Annotated in this window: 17 protein-coding genes; 8 read left to right on the top strand and 9 right to left on the bottom strand. The window is 63.9% G+C overall.

What is annotated here, in order from left to right; all coding sequences use genetic code 11:
• Window positions 1–276 precede the first annotated feature (276 nt).
• The 4 genes from galU to R2N16_RS22700 form a co-directional block, all read right to left on the bottom strand.
• A complete protein-coding gene (gene galU, locus R2N16_RS22715) occupies window positions 277–1227 on the bottom strand; it encodes a UTP--glucose-1-phosphate uridylyltransferase GalU (RefSeq protein WP_316668843.1) in 951 nt (316 codons plus the stop codon).
• Window positions 1228–1493: 266 nt separating this feature from the next.
• Entirely contained in the window at window positions 1494–2312 is an 819-nt protein-coding gene (locus tag R2N16_RS22710; RefSeq protein ID WP_316668841.1) for a DNA-binding protein, read from the bottom strand.
• A 321-nt stretch (window positions 2313–2633) separates the two neighbouring features.
• Window positions 2634–3644: a ParB/RepB/Spo0J family partition protein gene (locus tag R2N16_RS22705; protein ID WP_316668840.1), complete on the bottom strand. Its 1011-nt coding sequence runs from the start codon at window positions 3642–3644 to the stop codon at window positions 2634–2636.
• Entirely contained in the window at window positions 3641–4309 is a 669-nt protein-coding gene (locus tag R2N16_RS22700; RefSeq protein ID WP_316668838.1) for a ParA family protein, read from the bottom strand. The genes R2N16_RS22705 and R2N16_RS22700 overlap by 4 nt, the downstream gene beginning before the upstream one ends.
• A 416-nt stretch (window positions 4310–4725) precedes the next feature.
• Here R2N16_RS22700 and R2N16_RS22695 point away from each other — a divergent pair, with 416 nt between their 5' ends.
• A complete protein-coding gene (locus tag R2N16_RS22695; RefSeq protein WP_004632415.1) occupies window positions 4726–4929 on the top strand; it encodes a cold-shock protein in 204 nt (67 codons plus the stop codon).
• A 77-nt stretch (window positions 4930–5006) separates the two neighbouring features.
• Here R2N16_RS22695 and R2N16_RS22690 read toward each other — a convergent pair whose 3' ends face one another.
• Window positions 5007–6083 (bottom strand): replication protein RepA, encoded by a 1077-nt coding sequence (locus R2N16_RS22690; protein WP_009240208.1) that lies wholly within the window; start codon window positions 6081–6083, stop codon window positions 5007–5009.
• Between the two features lie 1433 nt (window positions 6084–7516).
• Between R2N16_RS22690 and R2N16_RS22685 the strand changes: the two genes are divergently transcribed.
• A complete protein-coding gene (locus tag R2N16_RS22685; RefSeq protein ID WP_316668832.1) occupies window positions 7517–8821 on the top strand; it encodes an NCS2 family permease in 1305 nt (434 codons plus the stop codon).
• A 290-nt stretch (window positions 8822–9111) separates the two neighbouring features.
• Here R2N16_RS22685 and R2N16_RS22680 read toward each other — a convergent pair whose 3' ends face one another.
• Window positions 9112–10374, bottom strand: a complete 1263-nt coding sequence (locus tag R2N16_RS22680) for an integrase (protein WP_316668830.1) — start codon at window positions 10372–10374, stop codon at window positions 9112–9114.
• 298 nt (window positions 10375–10672) lie between these two features.
• Between R2N16_RS22680 and R2N16_RS22675 the strand changes: the two genes are divergently transcribed.
• The 6 genes from R2N16_RS22675 to R2N16_RS22650 all read left to right on the top strand — a co-directional run bounded on the left by R2N16_RS22675 (window position 10673) and on the right by R2N16_RS22650 (window position 17691).
• Window positions 10673–11455, top strand: coding sequence for a DUF4397 domain-containing protein (locus R2N16_RS22675; protein WP_316668828.1), 783 nt, complete (start codon window positions 10673–10675; stop codon window positions 11453–11455).
• A 91-nt stretch (window positions 11456–11546) separates the two neighbouring features.
• Complete coding sequence (locus R2N16_RS22670) at window positions 11547–13964, top strand: hybrid sensor histidine kinase/response regulator (RefSeq protein ID WP_316668826.1); 2418 nt, start codon at window positions 11547–11549, stop codon at window positions 13962–13964.
• Between the two features lie 51 nt (window positions 13965–14015).
• Window positions 14016–15281: an AI-2E family transporter gene (locus R2N16_RS22665; protein ID WP_316668824.1), complete on the top strand. Its 1266-nt coding sequence runs from the start codon at window positions 14016–14018 to the stop codon at window positions 15279–15281.
• 221 nt (window positions 15282–15502) lie between these two features.
• Window positions 15503–15997, top strand: coding sequence for a hypothetical protein (locus tag R2N16_RS22660; protein ID WP_316668823.1), 495 nt, complete (start codon window positions 15503–15505; stop codon window positions 15995–15997).
• Window positions 15998–16004: 7 nt separating this feature from the next.
• The gene (locus R2N16_RS22655) at window positions 16005–17177 is read left to right on the top strand and encodes a glycosyltransferase family 4 protein (RefSeq protein WP_316668821.1); all 1173 of its coding nucleotides are present in this window, start codon (window positions 16005–16007) and stop codon (window positions 17175–17177) included.
• Window positions 17155–17691: a phosphatase PAP2 family protein gene (locus R2N16_RS22650; protein WP_316668819.1), complete on the top strand. Its 537-nt coding sequence runs from the start codon at window positions 17155–17157 to the stop codon at window positions 17689–17691. The genes R2N16_RS22655 and R2N16_RS22650 overlap by 23 nt, the downstream gene beginning before the upstream one ends.
• Before the next feature lie 9 nt (window positions 17692–17700).
• Here R2N16_RS22650 and R2N16_RS22645 read toward each other — a convergent pair whose 3' ends face one another.
• Genes R2N16_RS22645 through R2N16_RS22635 form a run of 3 tightly spaced genes read right to left on the bottom strand, consistent with a single transcriptional unit; the run spans window position 17701 to window position 21256 of the window.
• Window positions 17701–18495 (bottom strand): DUF2334 domain-containing protein, encoded by a 795-nt coding sequence (locus R2N16_RS22645; protein WP_316668817.1) that lies wholly within the window; start codon window positions 18493–18495, stop codon window positions 17701–17703.
• A gap of 21 nt (window positions 18496–18516) precedes the next feature.
• Window positions 18517–19728 (bottom strand): glycosyltransferase, encoded by a 1212-nt coding sequence (locus tag R2N16_RS22640; protein ID WP_316668815.1) that lies wholly within the window; start codon window positions 19726–19728, stop codon window positions 18517–18519.
• A gap of 25 nt (window positions 19729–19753) precedes the next feature.
• Window positions 19754–21256: an RNA polymerase factor sigma-54 gene (locus R2N16_RS22635; RefSeq protein ID WP_316668813.1), complete on the bottom strand. Its 1503-nt coding sequence runs from the start codon at window positions 21254–21256 to the stop codon at window positions 19754–19756.
• Window positions 21257–21355 lie beyond the last annotated feature (99 nt).

Here is a 21355-nt window from a genome sequence, read left to right as displayed (position 1 = left end):
CTTGGAGCGTTGGCGGCGGCCTTTGCTCATGACATGTCGGCACATGCAGCTACGTGCGCGACGTCCGAGCGGCCCGCCGGTTTATGGGTGGTCGCTCTTACTCAAGAAGCATTCCATGCGGAAATCAGGCGCGTTGATCCGCCGCAAACGCCCATAGCACAAGGCTTTGCGGGGAAACTGAGGAACGGCGGGGGATAAGAGAAGTGTGCGGATTCCCAGAATCGGCCGCGCGGCCTGTGCGGAAACCCGCACGACCGATTCTGAAAGAGGCGAGGCTCAGGCTGCCACGCTCAGCGGAATGGCGTCACGGACCAACGAATCCATCTCGGCAGGTACTTCCTCACGCGTGTGAGACAGGCCAAGGCGGTGATGCAGATACGCCTCAAAGTCAGCACCCACTTCCGGATGGCGCAGGGCAAACTCAACCGTCGCCTGCAGGTAACCGAACTTGCTGCCGCAATCGAAACGCTGACCACGGTAGCGGTAAGCCAGGACCTGCTCTTCTGCGAGCAGGCTCTGGATGGCATCCGTCAACTGCAGCTCGCCGCCCGCGCCGGGCTTCAGATTGCGCAGATGATCAAAGATGCGCGGCGTCAGGATGTAGCGCCCGACGACGCCAAGATTGGACGGTGCATCCTTCGGCGCCGGCTTTTCGACGATGCCGTCGAGCTTGACCAGGCGGTCATCCCATTCACGGCCGGCCACGACGCCGTACGAACGCGAGGCTTCCGGCGCAATCGTTTCGACGCCGACGATGGAGCAACGGTAGTGATCGTAAAGCTCCGTCATCTGCTGCATGACGGGCGGCTGGCTGTCCAATAGGTCATCGGCCAGGATCACGGCAAAGGGTTCGTCGCGTACCAGTTTCTGCGCGCACAGCACGGCGTGGCCCAGGCCCAGCGTCTCGGGCTGGCGCACATAAAAGCAGTCGACGCCGGGCGGCTTGATCGACTGCACCATCTCCAGCAACGCCAGCTTGTTCTTGGCGGCCAGTTCAGTTTCAAGCTCGTAGGCCTTGTCAAAATGGTCTTCGATAGCACGCTTGGCGCGGCCCGTGATGAAGATCATCTCCGTGATACCCGCAGCGGCTGCCTCTTCCACCGCATATTGGATCAGCGGTTTATCGACGATCGGCAGCATCTCTTTCGGGCTGGCCTTGGTGGCGGGTAGAAAACGCGTGCCGAGCCCTGCCACGGGAAACACGGCCTTGGTGATCTTCTCGTTCATGACGACTCCATTGGTGAGACGTAGCGTCAGGAGCAAGTCATATGCCAGTGCAATCCCGTAGGTCGGCCCTTTGATGGAGCACCATCTGGCGCGGCCTGCTCGACGTGGCAGGCATCGCATGGGCGCCTTTCCTACAACCGGTTGCAACTCTGCCGCACCAACTTTCAGCGCCGAAAGTCGAAAAGCGTACCCAATTCTGCGTACCGATTTGCGCGAACTTGCGGTCGGCCAGACCCGTAAACACGCGCTAACAGTGCGTCAGAAAATCAGGAAGATGGCTTGACCCAGCCGCGCGAAACCGGTGTGGTGCGCTCCGATGTGCGTCGGTAGGCGTCGATTTGCGCGTTCAGTTGCGTGACCTCGGCCTCAAGGGTGCGAATGCGCTGGCGAAGTTGATCGGCCTCGTTTTGCGTCTGCTGCCGCACCGCATCGTTCTGCAAGCGCAGGAAGCGCTCCGTCCCCGCCAGCGCGCTGGCCGCGCTCTCCAGGCGGGTCACGGTTTCCATGGTCTGCTCCAGGCGCTCGAGGGTCGCATCGGTCAACTTGGGCGGCAGGGCAGGCGCCATGGCCAGCGCCTCGCCGAGACGCCGCTCCAAGTCGGCCATGGCCGCCTGCAATTGTCGGTTGCGCGCGGCCTCGTGCTCCAGCGCCCGCTCCGCCACTTCGGCGCGAATGCGCGCTTCCATCCATTCAGCACCCGCACCCGGCGCACCAATGGCGCGCGAGGCGATGCGGTTGCGCTCGTCACGCGCCGAAAGCGTACCCGTTTCTGCGTGCATCAACGGGATCGGCCAGGGCTCAACCGCATCCGCTGCGACACCGCTTGCAGCCGGCCCGCGGCCCTGCGCTCGATCCACCGCCTTCTGCAGCGTCGTATTGCTCGGACGTCGGCGCACTCCCGCCTCCGCCAGCCACTGTGCGTAACGCCGCGCGCCATAAATACGACGCGTCACGCCCTGAACGGCTTCGATGACTTCGTCCAGGAACACGGCATTGTCGTGCGGGAAAGCGATATCCAGCCTTCGGATCGCTTCAACGATCCGCTGCTGCTGCTCTGCCGAGAAATGTAGACCGGGGCGTGCCATGGGGGCTATTGGGTGTCCAGATAGTGTACATGAAGGGTTAAAAACCTCAAATACCGCACAATAGAGACCATTATTTAAATACAGGATGAATGTATTTGCAGTCCGCATCCGAGACATTGAGATGGTCGTGGAGCACCGAATCTGCGCATTTCGGCGCGCGTTTGGGAGTGAGGAGAAGCGTTCCCGGGAATACACCCTCCGCGAGTCGCCCTCCCGCAGAAACGGGTACGCCCAACGCGCCGAAGTGCTTTCTGCACACGAAATCGGGCCCAAAAAAAAGCGCCCAATCGGGCGCTTATGGCGGATAAATCTGCGGCGAAGCTACAGGAGGGCGACGTCCAGGCCAAACCGGCTTTTCAGCGCCTCCACCAACGATTCCCGGGCACCACGATCTCCCAGCTTCACATCGAGCATGACGCGCCCGGAATCCCACTCCTTGATTGTGCCGAGAAGATCACCTTCCGCGCTGCGGATCTTGTACTGTCGGCTGACTTCCTTGACCTTGCGGGTACGCCCCTCCTGAGCCACCTTGCGGATCTGCTCCACGTCGCGGCTTGAGAGCCCCTCTTCCAGCACACGATGCACCAGTTCACGCGTGCGGTCTTCGCCGGCGCTCTTGAAATACAGCGTCAGCTCATATCCGGTTGCGATACCGATACCAGCCGGTCGCTCCTTCATCACTTCAAGCACCGACTCCGGCAGCTTCAGCAGCGCCAATGTCTTGTTGACCGTTCCAGCGGACACGCCGGTAATTTCACAAATATCTTCTTCTTTTTTAACTTTTCCTTCGTCTAGCAGCTGCCGCCAAGCGATTGCGTTATCGAGCACGGATTGGCCCGAACGCTGCTCGTTCAGAACGAAGGACAGACGGTAGAAATCGATGTCCGACAGACCGTCTTCGATGAAGCAGTCCATCTCCGCCTTCCCGGCGGCGGCCAAGGCACGCTTACGGTAGTGGCCGTCGATCAGGACGTACCAGCCAGGCCGCGCCGGGTCTGGCGCCGCCAACCCTGGCGTCTGCTGACCGTGCGTAGCGATGGATGCCGCTCGCTCCTGAACGATCTGCGGATCGTAGATGCGACGCGCGTTGAGCGGATTTTCCTGCAGTCGCTCAAGGGAAACCTTGATGACCCGGCGTTCGGACGTGTTCGCAGGCGCGGGACTTTCAGCGCTGAAAACGGGCGCGGGCGCGGCTTGGCCAAGCAGGCCGCGGGGGTGCGATGTAATCGCTTTTTCTGCCAAAGCAAAGCGATCAACCGGTGTCGCCTTGGTTTTCTCTGCGGCAATGCCGGCCAGCATGCCGTCTTTGAGCGATTTCAACTTCGCGCTCATACACGTTCCTCCTGCAACAACTGCAACACCTCGTCGATCAAGATGTCGACTTCACTAATGGCTTCCCGGGCGCCCGATACACCATGCACCGTCGCACCGATCGCCTGGCACTCGCGAAATGCGGAGCGCGAACCGATCATGGAATCCATCAAAGGAATATCACCATCATCACCAAGAATTTCAATTGCTTGCTTGGCGAGCGATACGCGCCGCTGGACCATGTTCGCCAGTACGCGAATGCGCAGCGTCTCATTGGTCACCTGGGCCTGCTGAGCCAGGGCTTTGGCAGCCACCGCAGCCCACAGATCGGGCGGTGACGGCACAACGGGGATCAGGGCAATGTCGGAGATCAACAGCGCGCTTGACGACGACGGTGAGTGCACCGCCGGAGGGCAATCGACCACGATGTAATCGTAGTCGGCCACAAACTTGCGGACTTCTCGGTGCATGGCACCGCCCGAGGGCGCCAAACCGATCACCGAAGCAGGGAAGGGCTTGTCTTCCGGAGCTTGAGCAGCCCACCGCGTGGCCGTTCCTTGCTCATCCATATCGACCAGCAGCGTCTTACTACCCCGCAAACCGAGGGTTCCGGCGATGTGCATGCTGACCGTGGTCTTACCGCAGCCGCCCTTCTGATTGAATACCGTTACGATCTTGGCGCTCACTGGCCCTCCACTTTCAGCGCTGAAAGTCAGCAGCGCTCATCTTAGGGAAGACAGCATGAAAACACAAGATCGATAAAATTCAATTCATACAAATTTCATTGGGAAGCTGGCGCACACGATGCCCAGGACAGCCGGCTTTCAATTCATCTAAATTGAGATGTAAATGCGGTCTTTGGCGCATAACTTCATGCGTTCGCCCCTGCATTTACCAGCTTCCTAGGTGTTTACCAGTGAGATGCATAAAAGCGACATTTCGGAAAAATGCCGCCCATCGACACTCTGCTCCAAACTGGTTATGATGCTTAGACAGTCGTCTGAAGACTTTGTCTACGCAAGATTCGGAAATCAGCCGGTTCTTCGTGCGATGTCCGGATCGGCTGGACGACGTGTTTTTTGTTTATTAAAGGAATTTTTGCATGGCCACGGGTACTGTCAAATGGTTTAACGAAACCAAAGGCTTCGGCTTCATCACTCCGGACGGCGGCGGCGCAGATCTGTTCGCGCACTTCTCCGAAATTCAGGGTTCGGGCTTCAAGACCCTGAAGGACGGCCAGAAGGTCACCTTCGAGGTGAAGCAAGGCCCGAAGGGTCTGCAAGCCTCGGCGATCAAGCCGGAATAAGTTTCGGGCTGATCGCCTGAGATGAGAAAGGGGAGCTTCTGCTCCCCTTTCTTTTTGTCTGACGCTTCCGCTTTGCTTCAGGCCAACTTCCGCACGCTGGTACGTGAAGGCTGCAGAATCAGCGCCTTGGAAGAGTCGGCATCTACCTTGGCGTCCGGATAGACAACCAGCACATCCTTCAGCGCCTTGCGGAACAACGCACGGAATTTCCGCTCGCTTTCGGTCTCGGTACCGAACTGCATCTGCAGCGCTTCCCACGGGATCTCTGTACGCTTCTGGATCGTAAAGAAGCGGTATGTGAGCCACGAATACACATCCAGCGCAAACGGCGATTGCTTGAGCGCTTTCAACGCCCGCATATCCACCGGCACAGGCCGATTCACGAGTTCGTTGAAGAACGGTTCGGACAGCACGACGAAGCTCTCGAACATCGAGCCCTGGCCCGGCTGCATCGGATCCCACCAAGTCGACAGCTGATCGGCCAGCAGATAGCCGATACGATCGATCGACAGCGGTTCCTGATTCTGATTTTGGCTGCTGGGTGCTGACTTGTTCTGCACGATGGCAATCGTGGCGGAGAACAGGCGAATCATCTGCTGGCGCACCAGCGTCATGGTGCCCCGCTTGCCCCCCGTGGCCATCGGGATGCCCAGGTTGTACATGAACTCGGACAACGAGTTGCCCAGCGAAATGCGCCGGTCTTCCACGGTGCCCTGGAATTCGCCGCGCTTCTTCTTGGCCATGATCTCCTTGCCGATCCACGCCAGCATCAGACGCGGATACGAGCCATAGGGATAACCGAAGGAGACCGTCTCGGAAACGATGCGCTGCCGCCCATTGCTGGCCCGCTCGGAACGCTGCTGCGTGAAGTAGCCCGGCTGGATCATCAGCGAGATGTTGCCGCTGGAACGCGTCCAGACGGGCGGCGCCCCTTTGGGAGCGCGATAGGGGAGGGTGACCTGCACGCTGGCGCGGCTGAGAAAGCCGACCTCGCCGCTTTGCCAAGCGTCTTCGCGTTCCATCGCCTGTGCTTCGTCGAACAGGCGCTGAAATTTCTCCGGCGCGGCAATGACTTGCCCTCCCGAGGGGACGATGATGCGGCCGGGCGAATCGTCGTCCGGTTTCCCATTGGGTGTGAGGCGTTTGGTGACCATGGTGGGCAAGAATTGTTCAGAGCCTTTGTACTAAAACGCCTTCGGCTTGTCACGCAGAATTGGGTACGTTTTCTTATTTTTGCTCGTTGTCGCGGGAAGGGCATCGGTGGGCAACCGTTAAGGTTGTCCACGGAAGACCTTTCCTTACTACCAGCCATATATACCTTCTACGTTTACTACAGGTAAACCGTATACGCGGCCCGCAAAGCCTTGCCACGACTGGGTTCGGAGGGGTAAACCGAACCAGTTTCTGCGCACCCGCGAACCAGATTCTGCGGAATGGCGTACCCGCTTCTGCGCGAAACCGTACCCGCTTCTGCGCATTGGGCGTACCGGAATCTGCGGGGACAACATCATGTTGTCCACAGAGTTATCCACAGAAAACAGGCGTGGGGCGGCGCGATTCGCTGGATTTCTGCGTGCGCGTACCCGTTTCTGCGGCGGATCCGGCGACGTTTGGGGCTGGCTGAGCTTGATATCCGCCGAAGCGTACCTGTTTCTGCGTGAGTAAGGGCGATTTCTGCGCGCACTCGCGTACCCAAATCTGCGATCGTGCCGATCCGCCGGATTTTCTCTCTCTCCTTATCGCGCCATTTGCTTGAAAGCGTGCGCACGCTTCGGACTGCCTGCCTGACCTCTGTGCGTACCTGTTTCTGCGTGGCTATTCGGAAGCCGTATGTGCCCGCACATCACCAAGCCTTCCGCCTGGACGAGTGAAATTCTGAACTTTCATCGCTGAAACCTGGACGAGGGGATGTGGTTTGCCGACGTTTCGGGGCCTGGCATCAACGGTGCCGTACCTGTTTCTGCGGGTAAAAAGCCTTATTAGCCAAAGGCTTAGCGAGGCGGCTTGCAAATAAACCGTACCCATTTCTGCGGAGGGCCGCGCAGAAATGGGTACACCCGATTCCAGACCGTGCACGCAGAAACGGGTTCGCTGCGAGCCGGGTGGTGGGCGTGATCATGCGCAGAAACGGGTACGGTCTGCTCCTCAAAGGCCCGCAGAAACGGGTACGCGGCGCCTTGTCCTCACGCGTTCCCCGATTTGCAGAATGCGTACCCATTTCTGCGGAGGCGAACGAAGAAATGGGTACGCCAATCGCTACGCGGACCGCGTGGCATCGGGCTTTCGCAGAAACGGGTACGGTTGATCGGTAAGGGCAGCTCCTTCGCTGCCGAGGCGATGCGGCCTGTCAGGCGAGTGCGCACGCTTCGCGTTTCGGGCATCATGCGCATCCCGCGCGCAGGCCTGGCACTTGGCCGGCGCGTTTTCCATCATTCGATTCGCATGAACAGTATGTTGACCGCGCAGCGTTTGGGTGCCGGAATCTCGCTCAGAGTAGCCTCGCCCCGTGGTGGGCGTGCATCGGGGGGCCGGGTGCAGGACAGCGCCGGCCGGCGATGACACTTCATAACGAGAGGAGACAAGCTGAATGACCTGGCTCGCGCGCACCTTCAAGCTCGAGGAACACCAGACCGACGTCCGCACGGAAGTGCTCGCCGGGCTGACAACGTTCCTCACGATGGCGTACATCATCTTCGTCAACCCGAACATCCTGGCTGACGCGGGCATGCCGCACGACGCGGTGTTTGTCGCCACCTGCATTGCCGCGGCGATCGGCACGACCATCATGGGGATGTACGCGAACTACCCGATCGCGATGGCGCCGGGCATGGGGCTGAACGCCTACTTTGCGTACGCGGTGGTCAAGGGCATGGGCTTTACATGGCAGGCGGCACTGGGTGCGGTGTTCATCTCCGGCTGCCTGTTCCTGCTGGTGAGCGTGTTCCGCATCCGCGAGATGATCGTCAACGGGATCCCGCATTCGATTCGCGTGGCGATCACGGCGGGTATCGGGCTGTTCCTGGGCATCGTGTCGCTACGGGGTGCGGGGCTGATCGTCGGGAATCCGGCGACGCTCGTGACGCTGGGCGACGTGCACCAGCCTTCGGTCATCCTGGCGGTGATCGGCTTCTTCGTGATCGTGGCACTGGACCACCTGCGCGTGAAGGGCGCCATCCTGATCGGCATTCTGGCCGTGACGGCAGCGAGCTTCTTCTTTGCGGGCAACACCTTCCACGGCGTGGTGTCGATGCCGCCGTCGCTCGCGCCCACGCTGATGCAGCTCGACATCATGGGCGCGCTGTCGGTGGGCATCCTGAACGTGGTGCTGGTGTTCTTCCTGGTGGAGCTGTTTGACGCGACCGGCACGCTGATGGGTGTGGCCAACCGCGCGGGCCTGCTCAAGCAAGGCAAGATGGATCGCCTGAACAAGGCGCTGCTGGCCGACAGCACGGCCATCATGGCGGGCTCGCTGCTGGGCACGTCGTCGACCACCGCCTATATCGAAAGCGCTTCGGGTGTGCAGGCTGGTGGCCGGACGGGGCTGACCGCGCTGACGGTGGCGGCGCTGTTCCTGCTGTGCCTGTTCTTCTCGCCGCTGGCTGGCGTGGTGCCGGCTTACGCGACGGCGCCCGCGCTGCTGTATGTGTCGTGCCTGATGTTGCGCGAACTGGTGGACCTGAACTGGGAAGACACCACCGAAGCCGTGCCGGCCGTGCTGACGGCGCTGATGATGCCGTTCACGTATTCGATCGCCAACGGCGTCGCGTTCGGTTTCATCACGTACTCCGGGCTGAAGCTGTTCACGGGCCGCATGCGCGAGGTGCCCGTCATCGTGTGGATCATCTCCGCTGTGTTCCTGTTCCGCTTCTTCTATCTGTCGGGCGGGCACTGAGCACGTAGGCCGTTACTCGACCAACAACGAACGCGGACCGTCGAGTCCGCGTTTTTCTTTGGGGTATTCGGGCCAAAACGTACCCATTTCTGCGGACGATTGCGGGGGCGGGCGTACCCGTTTCTGCGGGCCGCCGTAGACGCTTCTGCGGCAGAGCGTACCCAATTCTGCGGACGACGTAAGCGGCAACTGTCGCGCAAATCGCGCCAACAATTGGTTTCGACAATGTATTCACACGGCATTCGCGCTGGAGATGCGTACCCGTTTCTGCGCGAAGTGGGGAGGAAATGTCAGGTCGAAGGCGGGGCCAGTTTGCGGGCCGCGTCAGCAATGCTGGCGGCCAGATCGGCTTCACGCGCGCGCACGGCGACGCTCGGCAGGGCAGCAAGGCCAAGTGCATGGGCGATGTCGGCTGCGGCCTCACCGGCGGCGAGCCGCTCGCGCAAATGAGCACCGCGCACGCCGCGCAACGAAGCATTCGCAAGGCGCACGGCCGCGTCAGCGTGGCCGATGGCGCGAGCGTATTCAGCGGCTTCGCCGAGCATGGCCTTGACGATGAGCAGCAGTTGCGAACGCGAGGCGATGCCCTTGCGCTCGCCGAAGTCGCGGCGCAGGGCGGGGGAGTCGATGATGGTGCCGTCTGCGCGGCGCGGCGAGCGCTTGCGCACCGACAGCAGCAGCGGCGTGGCTTCATTCGGCAGCGGCAGCGGCGACAGGCCAAAGGCCGCGCGGTACTCGCGCAGCGCAGACATCAGCGCATCGCACGGCAGCCAGCGCTGCGAGCGGCCTGAGCCGATCGCCAGCAGCCACACCGATGCCGGCAGCAGGGTGTCGGATGTTGCGTGCTCGGTCGGCACGGCGTGCAGGGCCACGTCGCCCATGCGCGCGCTCACCAGCTCCGATACACGCATGCCCGCCTGCGCGAGCAGCACGGCCAGGAAGTGGTCGCGCGCCTGGCGCAAGCGCGCTTCGCGGCCAAGGGCGACGCGGGCGCGCACGGCATCGACCATCAATGCCATGTCGGATGCGCTAAGCGCGGTGTCGGGTTCGGACGCGGCAACGGACTTGGGGGCGGGGGCGCTTGGCGACGGCACGGTAATGACGATCGCATCGTCATCGAGAAATGGGTTCGCGCGCAGATAGCCGGTGCGCAGCAGCCAGCCGCAGAGGTTTGCCGCGATGATGCCGCTTTGCCGTGTGGAGCGTGCCGAGAGCGGGCCGCGTAGCGGCGTCCAGTTGGCATCGTCGCGTTCGATACCGCGCGCACTGATCGCCCATGCAGGCGGTTCTTGCAAAAAGCGCAGATAGGCCGACGCGTCGTCGCGTCGCCAGCTTGCGATCGGCTTACCGAACGTGCGTGCGTACCAGCACACGCGCTCGGCTTCCACGCGGTACTGCGACAGCGTGGAAGCACTCACCGCACGCGCGCCCGAAGCCCGCGCAGCGAGCCACGCCTGCACGCGTTCGCGCTCGTGGGCGAATGCCTGCGGATCGGCCTGGGTAGCGGCGTTATCGGGAAGGGGCGCGGCGTCAGCCGGGCGCGGTTCGAGCATGCGGGGCGTGCGTCGCGCACGAAGGCAAAGCAGATCGCGCAAGTATAGCGATCCGCATTCACGCCCCGCCACACACACCGGATTGGAGTGGTCATTCAACTGCGATGGGCACGCGCCATGCTCAACGAGGGAACGTCGCTTCGTGTGTCGGACGCTTCCGACAAAACGATCGGAACCGGCTCGATAGGCGCGCTGCATGTGCGCGGCTATCGTCGGTTCCGCAAGTCGACAACAACGTACATGGGCGCGCCATGACCGGCGCCCGGTTCATGACAGGACTCTCCCTCCGAGGTGGAAGATGAAAATACAGATCAGGAAGATCGTCGCCGTGCTGGCGATGGGTTCGTTGGGTGTGCTGGCCGGATGCGGCGGCGGTGACGACGACATCGGGCAGATCATCGGCACCAGCTCGCCGCAGTACCGCACGGTGCACGCCAACCCGTTCATCGGCAACGTCGACTTTGGTGTGAACGGCACCACGAAGGTCACCAACGTCGGGTTCAAGAACGTCAGCAACTACTTCGGCATTGACGCGACGGCCAGCACCGCCACCGTGTCGAACGCGGGCAGCAGTACGCCGCTGGCCTCCACCGGCTTCACGCCGGCCAACGGCCACCGCTATACAGCGCTGGCCGTCGTAGGCGCCAACGGTTCGGCCACGAGCCTCGCGCTCATCGATGATCCGTACAACAAGTCGATCCTCTCGGACAAGGCGCGCGTGCGTACCTTCAACGCTTCGTACAACGCCCCCAACGTCGACGTCTACGTGACCGCGCCGAATGTGGATCTTTCGGCCATTGCGCCGACCATGAGCGGTGCAGCGTATGGCGCTGCGTCGCCGGCAAGCACGCAGGATTCGATCTACGTCGATGGCGGTACGTATCAGGTGCGCGTGGCGACGGCGGGAACGAAGAACATCATCTTCACCTCGCAGCCGTTCAGCCTGGCCAACAACGCCGACTGGCTGATCACCACGCTGCCGGCCGGGGGTGTCGGTGCGGTTACGCCAAACGCGATTCGCGTGCTCGTGGCCCAGGCCAACGGTGCCTCGCAGACGGCTTCTGAACTCCCCACGCAGTAACTTCGTCCCACGTCCTATGATGCGGTGCTATGGCACCGCATTTTTTTTTCGGCGGCAGCCTCGGGAATGAAAACTGCTAGCGAAAGGCGCAATGAGTGAATCCGTAACGGGCTGGTCGGCACCCGTGCGCGCAGCGCGCGAGACGCGTACTGCACCGGCCGCCAGGAAGCAGGTGGATGTGTTCTGGGTAGACGATCCGATGACGGGAACGCGTCTGCACGTAAGCGCCGGGGCGCAGACGTGGGGCGTGCCGCCCGATTCGTTGTGCGGCATCCGTGACCGCTGGCTCATCCATGTGCATCCGGATGACCATGGCGCGCTGCGTGCCGCCTGGGAAGGCTTGGCCCGGGGCGAGGAGTTTGCGCTCGAATACCGATGGCTCGGGACCGACCACGGCGAAGCACGCGAATATCGTGTGCGCGAACGCGGCTACCTCATGCCACGCCTCGACGGTGCATCCGCCCATGCCGTAGGCGTGGTCGAAGACGTGACACAGGGCCAGCAGACCCTGGCCGCGCTCACCGAGTCGGAATTCCAGTTGCAATGGCTGACCGAAAGCGTGCCGTTTCCGCTCGTGCAGATCGACCCCGAGCACCGCGTGCGCTTTGCCAACCGCGCTTACGCACAGCGCTTTGGCGCTCGGTACCAGGACGTGCTGGGGCGCCATCTGCGCGAGCTGATGGGCGACGCTGCGTATGCCCGCATCCTGTCGCACCTGAACGATGCCTTCGCGGGGCAGCGCGTCGAATTTGAAATGGAACTGTCGTACCCGGGCGATGTGGGCCGCCGCTTCATGCATGCCGCGTATTCACCGCAGCACGGGCCCGACGGCAGCGTACAGGCGCTCGTTTGCGTGGTGGAAGACATCACCGAGCGCAAGGAGGCCGAGCACGAGCGCTTTCGCCATCAGCGCGAATTCGTCACGCTGGTGGAGAACGCGCCCGACGTGATTGCGCGGCTCGATCGCGAACTGCGCTGCGTGTATGTCAACCGCGCGGTCACCGAAGCCTTTGGCGTGACGCCTGCCGTGATGATGGGCAAAACGCTGGCCGCGTCGCCGCTCGCCCCCGAGGTCACGCACCCGCTGGAGGACGCCGCCCACCGCGCGTTCACCTTGGGTGCCGAGCAGACGCTTGCGTTGCATCTGGAAGTGCAGGACGGACGCCCGCGCATTGCGCACTACAACGCGCGCGTCATTCCGGAAGCCGATCGGAATGGCGCAGTGGAATCGGCGCTGCTCATCATTTACGACGTGACCGAGCGAACCGAGGCCGAGCGCGAGCGCGATGCGCTGTTGCTGCGCGAACAAGCCGCGCGTGCACAGGCCGAGGCCGCAGCGCTGGCGCGCGATCAGTTCCTGGCGGTGGTGTCGCACGAGCTGCGTTCGCCGCTCAATGGCATCCAGAACTGGGCGTACGTATTGGAGAGCCAGATCGCTGGCGGTGCGCCGCTCATGCAGCGCGCGCTGGCAGGCATCAAGACCGGCGTCGAGCAGCAGGTGCGCCTGATCGAAGACCTGCTGGACGCCACGCGCGTGATGAGCGGCAAGCTGCGCCTGACACGCGAACCGTTCGTGCTGCGCACGGCGCTGGAGAGCGCGCTCAACAGCGTGCACGCGCTGGCCGCCGAACGCCACATCACCCTGCACACCACCATGGGCCTGGACGAACACGAGATTGACGGCGATGCCGATCGTGTTGAGCAGATCGTGTGGAACCTGCTGACCAACGCCATCAAGTTCACGCAGGAAGGCGGCGACGTCTGGCTGTCGGCCGATCTGTTGGGCGAGGTGGCGCGCATTGTGGTGCGCGATAACGGCCGCGGGATTGCGCCGGCGTTCTTGCCATATCTGTTCGATCCATTCCGCCAGGCGGACGGCGCGCACACCCGGCGTACGGGCGGGCTCGGGCTGGGGCTGGCGTTGGTCAAGCGCCTGACCGAGTTGCACGGCGGGCGCGTGTATGCGCGCAGCGAGGGCGACCAGCATGGCACCACCTTCACCGTGTACCTGCCGCTGCATGCCGGCGCCGATCTGATTACGCCGCTGGCCGAAGATCCGGAGCGCAGCGGGCCATTGCCCTCACTGGCTGGCCTGCGCGTGCTGCTGGTAGACGATCAGCAGGATGCGCGCGACGCGCTGGCCACACTGCTGATGCAGGTCGGTGCGGAAGTCGGCAGCGTCGGGTCCGGCCACGAGACGATGGCGCTGCTCGACGTCTGGGGCGCGCGGGGCGGGGCGGGCCGCCCGCAGGTGGTGGTGTGCGACATCGCGCTGCCCGATGAAGACGGCTACGCGATCCTGCAGAAAATTCGTGCTTGGGAACACGAGCATCTGCCCGCCGGTGCTACGCCGATGGCCGCCATCGCGCTGACCGCATTTGCGCAGCCGCACGATCGCGCCCGGGCGCTGGCTACCGGTTTTCAGGAACACCTGGTCAAGCCTGTGTCGCCTTACGATTTGGTGCGCACATTGCGCTTGCTTGCCATGCCTGTCTCTACGGCGTCATAGGCTACCAGGGCACAACTTTTGCGCAGAGAAGGGTGAACCACTTTCTCTGCCATGCCAGCCCAACCGACTCAACCCCCCACGCCGCCGGAACCCCTGCACGGCAGCCTGCTTGACGGGCTGCGGCAGCCTGCATGGCGCGTGGCGATGGTGCTGGTGGCCATTGGCGGCACGTTGGTGTTTCTGCAATGGGCGCGAGCGTTTCTGGTGCCGTTCACGCTGGGTGTGGTGCTCGCGTTTGCGTTGAACCCGGTGGTGGTGTGGCTGCGACGCTGCTATGTGCCGCGGCCCATTGGGGCGGGCATCGTGGTGCTCGGCTTGTGGATCGGCGGTGCGGTGCTGGCCTTCGGGATGCAAGACGGGCTATCGGCCATGGCGGACCGTCTGCCCCTGGCGGCGGAGCGCATGGCGCAAGCCGTCGACGGTATGCGCGGGCACATGGGCGGCGCGTTCGACAAGATGCGCGAAGTGACCGTCGCGCTCGAGCACGCCGCCGAAGGCGTGCAGGGCAAGCCGGCGCCGGCGCCTGCCAAGCGTTCGCCCGCGGCCGCGGCTCCCGCCGAGCCTGCCGCGCAGCCGGCGCTGCCGCTGCGCGAGTTTCTATGGACCGGCTCCGCCAACCTGTTCGCGCTGGCAGGGCAACTTGTCGTGGTCTCGTTTCTCGTCTACTTCCTGCTCGCTTCGGGCCAGGCGCTCAAGCGCAAATGGGTGCGCGCGGTGGGCAACACATTGAGCGAGAAGAAACGCGCGGTGCGCATGATGGCCGTCATCGGCACGCAGATCCAGTACTCGCTGCTGGTGCTGTTCTTGACCAACATCGTGCTGGGCGTACTCACCGCGGTGGCCTTTGTGCTGCTCGGCATGGAAGACGCAGCGGTCTGGGGTCTGGCGACCGCCGTGCTGCACTTCGTGCCGTATCTGGGTTCAGTGATGATTGCCGTGGCCAGCGGCATTGGTGCATACCTGCAGATGGGCGCGTGGTCGGATGCGCTTGTCGTGGCAGGCGTCACGCTGCTGCTGGCCACGCTGGTCGGCACGCTGCTTGTGACGTGGCTGCAGAGCCGGGCATCCAAGCTCGACCCATGCGTGATCTACATCGGCCTGCTGCTGTGGGGCTGGCTGTGGGGCGTGTGGGGCTTGCTGCTCGGGACATCGATCACGGCGATGATCAAGGTGGTATGCGACCACGTTGATCGGCTGCGCCCGTTGGGTACGCTGCTGGGCACCACCGACGCGCCGGCCGGCGTGTCGCAGCGGTTGCTGGACCGACTGCGCGGTCGTCCCACACGACGCGTGGAACGCATGCGCCGCCCCCGCTGATTTTTTCTGCATCACCTTGCGCAGCAAGCGTTACACGCGCGCATGTAACCCTTACGCAACGATCACCCCGCGCTACGGCCGGATGCATGGGTACGCTGCGTCGTCCGCGTCAGTGGTGCAGTGGTGGTGCCGGTCTTGTCGATTGGAGGGTGTGCGCGTGCGTGGTAGGCACGTCGGTTGCGGTGCGCAAGGCAACCAGATCACGTCCGCAGGAGGGCGCCATGAACCGACCACGCCCCACCTTACATGGCCCGCAAGAGCGCGGCGAACGGCCGGCAGGCACTACGCCGCCGCAGGCGCCGGGCGCGGGCCAAAGGGGCCAAAAGGATCAAGGGGAGCAAGGGGAGCAAGGGGAGCAAGGGGAGCAAAAGGTCCAAAACGCCGAAAACATCGACAAGATGCTCGGCAAGCCGGAGCAAAGCAAGCCGCAGTCGGGACCGGCAGATCAGCTGCCACACGAGCGCGATCAGCACCTTGGAGAGCAACGTTCCGAGCCGCGCAGCAATGTCGAGCAGGCCGCGCGCGACATTGAAAGCGGTCAGCTCGACACCGATCTGCACAACACGCCGGGCGTAGAGCGCGTCGTGCGCGAGCGCAATCCGGCCAACCGTGACGACAACGATCGCCAAGTCGCCAACCGAAGCGCGGACGACCTTGCCGACAAGCGAGGCCAGTCGGGCCGACCCTCGCAAAGCCGCGACGAGCGCAAAGGTTGATCGATCCATGCGCATTGCTTATGTGACCGAAACCTGGCCGCCGGAACTTAACGGCGTGTCGCTCACTGCCGCGCGCACTGTGGCGTTCCTACAGGCGCGCGGGCATGACTTGATGCTCGTGCGCCCGCGCCAAACCGCCATCGACGCGGGCAAGCCCGCATTGGCAGACGACACGCTGCGTGTTCCGGGCGTGCCGATTCCGTTGTATCCGGATTTGCGCATGGGCTTGCCCGCACGCCGGCGGCTGCTTCGCGCGTGGGGCGCCTATCGGCCCGATCTTGTGCATGTCGCCACGGAAGGGCCGCTGGGCTGGTCGGCCATTCGGGCCGCGCGGCAGTTGGGCCTGCCGGTGACGTCTGACTTCAGAACCCGCTTTGACGAGTACGGCCGCCACTACGCGTGGGAAGGTGCCGTGACGCTAGTGCGCGCCTATCTGCGCGCCTTTCACAACCGCACCGATCGCACCTTCGTCCCGACGCGCGAGTTGCAGCAGCAGTTGAGCGAACTCGATTTCGAGCGCCTGACCGTCAGTACGCGCGGCGTGGACGCACACAGATTCTCGCCACAGGACCGCAGCCCCGCATTACGGGCGCAATGGAGCGCCACTGCCGATACACCGGTCGTGCTCACGGTCGGGCGTCTGGCGTTGGAAAAGAACCTGGGTGTCGCGCTCGATGCGTTTGAGGCCGTGCGCGAGCGCGTGCCCGATGCGCGCCTCGTCATGGTGGGCGACGGCCCGCAGCACAACGCGCTGCGCCGGCGCTGTCCCGAGGCCATCTTTGCCGGAACGCAGCATGGCGAGGCATTGGCCGCGCACTATGCGTCGGCGGACGTGTTTCTCTTTCCGAGCCTGACGGAGACCTTCGGCAACGTGGTGGTCGAGGCCATGGCCAGCGGCTTGCCGGTGGTGGCGTTCGATACCGCTGCGGCCGGCATGCACGTGCGCAGCCACGAGAACGGCTGGCTCGCGCCCGTCGGTGATGTCGCCTCGTTCACGCAGGCTGCCGTCACGCTCGCCACCGACGCCGGCCTGCGGCAACGCCTGGGTCAAGCAGCGCGCTTGACGGCGCAGACGCTGGATTGGCCGCGCGTGCTCGAACGTTTTGAAGCCGAGCTCATCGCCGTGCACGATGCAGCCACCAACCAGGAGGCCTACCATGGCGGCCCACGCCTGGCGTGACTGGAAGCGCTGGCGCGAGCGCGATCGGCAGCTCGCCGTAGCGCTCAACCACGTGGCGGGCGATGCTTCGGTCATGCGCTTCTGTCGTGGTGTCAGTCGCCTGGGCGACGGCATGCTTTGGTATGCGCTGATGGCGGCGCTCCCTGTGGTGGGCGGTGACACCGGCTGGGAATGCGCCAAGCAGATGGGGCTCACGGGGCTGCTCTCGCTTGTCATCTACATCCTGCTCAAGCGCGGCGTGTGCCGACCGCGGCCCTACCTCTCTTGCGAAGAGATCCACCTGTGCGGGCGCGTGCTCGATCAGTTCAGTTTTCCATCGGGCCACACGCTGCATGCGGTGTCGTTCAGCATCGTGATGGCGGCGTACTACCCGCGCATGGCGCTGGCGCTGGCGCCGTTCACGCTGATGGTCGCGGTCTCTCGCGTCGTGCTCGGTCTGCACTATCCGAGCGACGTGCTGGCGGGTGCCGGGCTCGGAATGCTGATCGGCGGATTGTCGGTGTGGCTGTTCTAGCGCCCGCGCTCAGTACGAGGTTTGCGCGTGCCCGGCGACGGTGGTGTCTGGGCCACCCATCCAGGCTTGGGCCAGCACCTGCGCAAAGCCATTCTTGGTGACGGGTGTGCGCGTCTCCAGGCATGCGGCGAGCAGTTCCTGCCAATGGCGAATGACGTCTGGATGCGCCGCATCGGCTGGGTGCAGGCCCAGGCGCAGCAGCGGTGTCTGGGCGTGCCGCTGCGCCAGCCAGCGCAGGTAGTACCGAGACACCAGCCGGCGCGCCGGCGAGCGCACGCTGTACGTCAGGCAAGGTGCCTTCAGCGGGCGCCTGGGGTGCAGCAGATAGAAGCGCTGTAGCGTGGTCGTGTAGCGCAATGGCAAGCCGTCGAGCGCTTCCCAGGTGGCCGGGTTCATCAGCCACGCCGGTGCGACAAAGCCATGCAGCGGCCAGCCGTTGGCTGCAAACCACGCGGCGCCGGCCTCAATGCGCGCCCGCGCCGCTGCCAGCGGAATCGCAGAGAACTCGCCCTCACCGGCGGTATAGCGGGTGCGGATCAGTTGGTCGATCATGCCGCCGGGGGGCTGGTCGTCCAGGTGCGCATAGCCGTGCAAGACAAGTTCGTCGCCCTCGGCCAGGCACTCGCTCATGACGCGGCAGAAGCGCTCGCTGCTGCGTGCGGTCGGGCCGCGATAAAAGTTCGGAATGACCAGCAGCGACTTTGGTATGCGCGCCACTTCATCCAACGCAGAAAGCAACACCTTGCACGCAGGCCAGGTGGAAGGCGTGACATCGTGCATGGCAAGGATGAGATGGCGCGACATGATGGGCAGGATCGATCTGGGCTACCGGCCGCGCGATGCACGCACGCGCTCGCGGGCCGGTTGGGGTGTTTCTGCGGGGGCGCCGCCTTGTCGACCGAGCAGCGCCAGATAGCGGTGCAGCAGTTGCGGCAGCACGGCTCGCCAGTCGTACTGCATGGCATGGCGGCGCGCGGCGTGTGCGAGCGCCACTGGATCGCTCTGGCGCAGTGCCTGGAGCGCCTGCGCAAAATCGTCAGCGCGGCACCGTGGCACGGCATAGCCGACGCGCTCGTTCACCAATTCGCCCAAGCCCCCGGCCGCGCAGGTGACGACCGGCACGCCACTGGCCATCGCCTCCAACGCAACGAGGCCGAATGTTTCCTGATCGCCCGCGTGCACGAACACATCGGCACTGGCCATGGCGGCGGCCAGGTGCTGTGCATCGCCTTCATAAGCAAGGGCGCGTACCTGCCTGCCACGCGGGGGTGTCGGGCCCGAACCGATGGTGACGAGCACGCTGCCGTCATCGAGCTTGTCCACCGCGTCGCACAAGACGCGCAGGTTCTTCTCGGGCGCGTAGCGGCCGACGTACAGCAGCACGCGTGCATCGCGCGGCAGGTCAAGCTGTTCGCGCCAGCGCAGCGAGCGCCGCGCGGGGTGGAACAGGCGCGTGTCCACGCCCAGCGGTTGTAGTTCAATGCGTTGCACGCCCAGGTCTGCCACTTTCTGCGCGATATAGCGGCTGGGCACGAACACCGTATCGAAGTGCGGATACAGCTTACGGGCGTATGCGGCTGCGGCCAGCTCGGCAAGGGGGCCGCCCAGGCGGCGAAAAAACGCGGGCAGATCGGAGTGATAAAAGGCCGCCACCGGCACCTGCAGCCGTGCGCCGGCCAGCACTGCCGCCCACGACAGCCGGTACGGGTCGCCTGCTTCGATCAGGTCCGGCGATAGGGCACACAGCGCCCGCACGGCCGGCCCGGTGCGCAACGGAACGCGATAGCCGTGCGACAGCGGCAGCGGCACGCCGGGCACCACGGCGATCTCGTTGCTGGCGTCGTCCGCCGTACCCGGCACGACCAACGTGTGCCGCCAGTGCGTGGAGCGCAGGAAGTCGTGCTTGGCGCGCAGGTAGCGTTTGACGCCACCGCTTTCCGCAGCCCAGAACATCGTCACGTCTGCCAGATGCAAGGACGCGTTCGTGGCATCGCGTTCGTGGCGTTGCGGGTCGTGATCGGTGGGCAGCTTGCGCACAGGGCTCCTGTCGGTGGCGGGTGCGTCAGACCTGGCGCCGCATTTCCGCCGGTGCGATGCGCATCAGCCCGCGGTATTTGGCGACGGTGCGACGCGCGACGATCACGCCCTGCTCGGCCAGCATCTTGGCGAGCGACACATCGGAGAGCGGCGCGTCCGAGTCTTCGGCTTCGATCATCTCCTTGAGCAGCGCCCGCACCGAAGCCGCCGAGCATGCGCCGCCGGTGTCGGTGGCCAGTTGGCGCGAGAAGAAGTACTTGAACTCGAAGATGCCGCGCGGCGTGGCCATGTACTTGTTGCCCGTGGCGCGCGAGATGGTGGATTCGTGCAGACCGAGTTCTTCGGCCACATCACGCAGCACCAGCGGCCTCATGGCCACCTCGCCGTATTCCAGGAAGTGCTTCTGGTGCGCGACGATCGCCTCGGCCACGCGCTGGATGGTGGCAAAGCGCTGCTGTGCGTTGCGGATCAGCCAGCGCGCTTCCTGCAGTTGGTGCGCGAGCGGCGTGCGATGGTGGCCGCGCGTCTGCGCAAACAGTTCGGCGTAGACCTTGTTGATGCGCGCGCACGGCGCCACCGACGGGTTCGTCACGGCAATCCACTTGCCCTTGATCTTGGCGACGATCACGTCGGGCACGATGTAACCCGCATGTGCCTGCGAAAAGCGCAGCCCGGGGCGCGGGTCCAGCATGCGGATCAATGCGCAGGCATCGCGCAGCTCATCTTCGGTACAACCAAGCGCGCGACGCATCTGGATGAATTCGCGCTTGGCCAAACGGGGCAGGTGGCTGCGTACGATGTCTTGTGCGATCTCCTGGATGCGTTCTTCGGCTTCGGTGTCGGCGGGGCGGGCTTCGATCTGCAGGCGCAGACACTCCGCCAGATCACGCGCAGCCACGCCCGGCGGGTCCAGGCTCTGCACCAGTGCCAGGGCAATCTGCATCTCCTTCTCGGTGGGCGGTGGCTCCACCGGTGCCAGCGGAATCAGTTCGGAGAGCAACTGACGCAGGTAGCCGTCGTCGTCCAGCGCTTCAATCAGCGTCTGTGCAAGGAGGCTGTCGCGGTCCGACAGGCGATAGCTGCTCAGCTCCTGACGCAGATGCTCGCGCAGGCTCGGCATGGAATGCACCCATTCGCCGATGTCGCTGTCTTCACCATCGCCGTGGTGGCCGCCCCCGTGGCTGTAGTAGGTGCCGAAGTCGGTCGGGAAGTCTTCCGATGCGGCCAGCGTGGAGTCGGTTTCGATCGCGCTGGTGGTGGTTTCCAGCGGGGCGTCGTCTGCGGGCGTGTGGTCGGCCGCGGCGCCGTCCGGATCGGCAGAAATGGCAATGTCGCCGGTGCGTGCGGCATCCGGCTGCGCACCAGCTTCTTGCTCGACTTCTTCCAGGAAAGGATTGCTTGCGAGCGCTTCTTGCATTTCCTGCGCAAATTCGGTTGCAGATAACTGCAGCAGCTTGACGGACTGCTGCAATCGCGGCGTGAGCGCGAGATGCTGCTTCGCACGCATTTCCAGAGCGGCCTTGACCATTCGCCTTGCCTCCTTTGGTGAGTGGGCGTCGACATTTCCGTCGACCGGTCACCGCATCGATGCAAGGGGTATGCCATGCCAGCAATCCCAGTTGCCACA

The organism is Ralstonia psammae, from assembly GCF_958405935.1.
GTDB classification, from domain to species: domain Bacteria; phylum Pseudomonadota; class Gammaproteobacteria; order Burkholderiales; family Burkholderiaceae; genus Ralstonia; species Ralstonia psammae.
Note: the sequence above shows the minus strand (reverse complement) of the source record. Positions and strands in the feature narration are given on the sequence as shown.

Coding starts and splice junctions, on each gene's coding strand:
- galU (WP_316668843.1), bottom strand. CDS start 1,227: ATGAACGAGAAGATCACCAAGGCCGTGTTTCCCGTGGCAGGGCTCGGC.
- R2N16_RS22710 (WP_316668841.1), bottom strand. CDS start 2,312: ATGGCACGCCCCGGTCTACATTTCTCGGCAGAGCAGCAGCAGCGGATC.
- R2N16_RS22705 (WP_316668840.1), bottom strand. CDS start 3,644: ATGAGCGCGAAGTTGAAATCGCTCAAAGACGGCATGCTGGCCGGCATT.
- R2N16_RS22695 (WP_004632415.1), top strand. CDS start 4,726: ATGGCCACGGGTACTGTCAAATGGTTTAACGAAACCAAAGGCTTCGGC.
- R2N16_RS22690 (WP_009240208.1), bottom strand. CDS start 6,083: ATGGTCACCAAACGCCTCACACCCAATGGGAAACCGGACGACGATTCG.
- R2N16_RS22685 (WP_316668832.1), top strand. CDS start 7,517: ATGACCTGGCTCGCGCGCACCTTCAAGCTCGAGGAACACCAGACCGAC.
- R2N16_RS22680 (WP_316668830.1), bottom strand. CDS start 10,374: ATGCTCGAACCGCGCCCGGCTGACGCCGCGCCCCTTCCCGATAACGCC.
- R2N16_RS22675 (WP_316668828.1), top strand. CDS start 10,673: ATGAAAATACAGATCAGGAAGATCGTCGCCGTGCTGGCGATGGGTTCG.
- R2N16_RS22670 (WP_316668826.1), top strand. CDS start 11,547: ATGAGTGAATCCGTAACGGGCTGGTCGGCACCCGTGCGCGCAGCGCGC.
- R2N16_RS22665 (WP_316668824.1), top strand. CDS start 14,016: ATGCCAGCCCAACCGACTCAACCCCCCACGCCGCCGGAACCCCTGCAC.
- R2N16_RS22660 (WP_316668823.1), top strand. CDS start 15,503: ATGAACCGACCACGCCCCACCTTACATGGCCCGCAAGAGCGCGGCGAA.
- R2N16_RS22655 (WP_316668821.1), top strand. CDS start 16,005: ATGCGCATTGCTTATGTGACCGAAACCTGGCCGCCGGAACTTAACGGC.
- R2N16_RS22650 (WP_316668819.1), top strand. CDS start 17,155: ATGGCGGCCCACGCCTGGCGTGACTGGAAGCGCTGGCGCGAGCGCGAT.
- R2N16_RS22645 (WP_316668817.1), bottom strand. CDS start 18,495: ATGTCGCGCCATCTCATCCTTGCCATGCACGATGTCACGCCTTCCACC.
- R2N16_RS22635 (WP_316668813.1), bottom strand. CDS start 21,256: ATGGTCAAGGCCGCTCTGGAAATGCGTGCGAAGCAGCATCTCGCGCTC.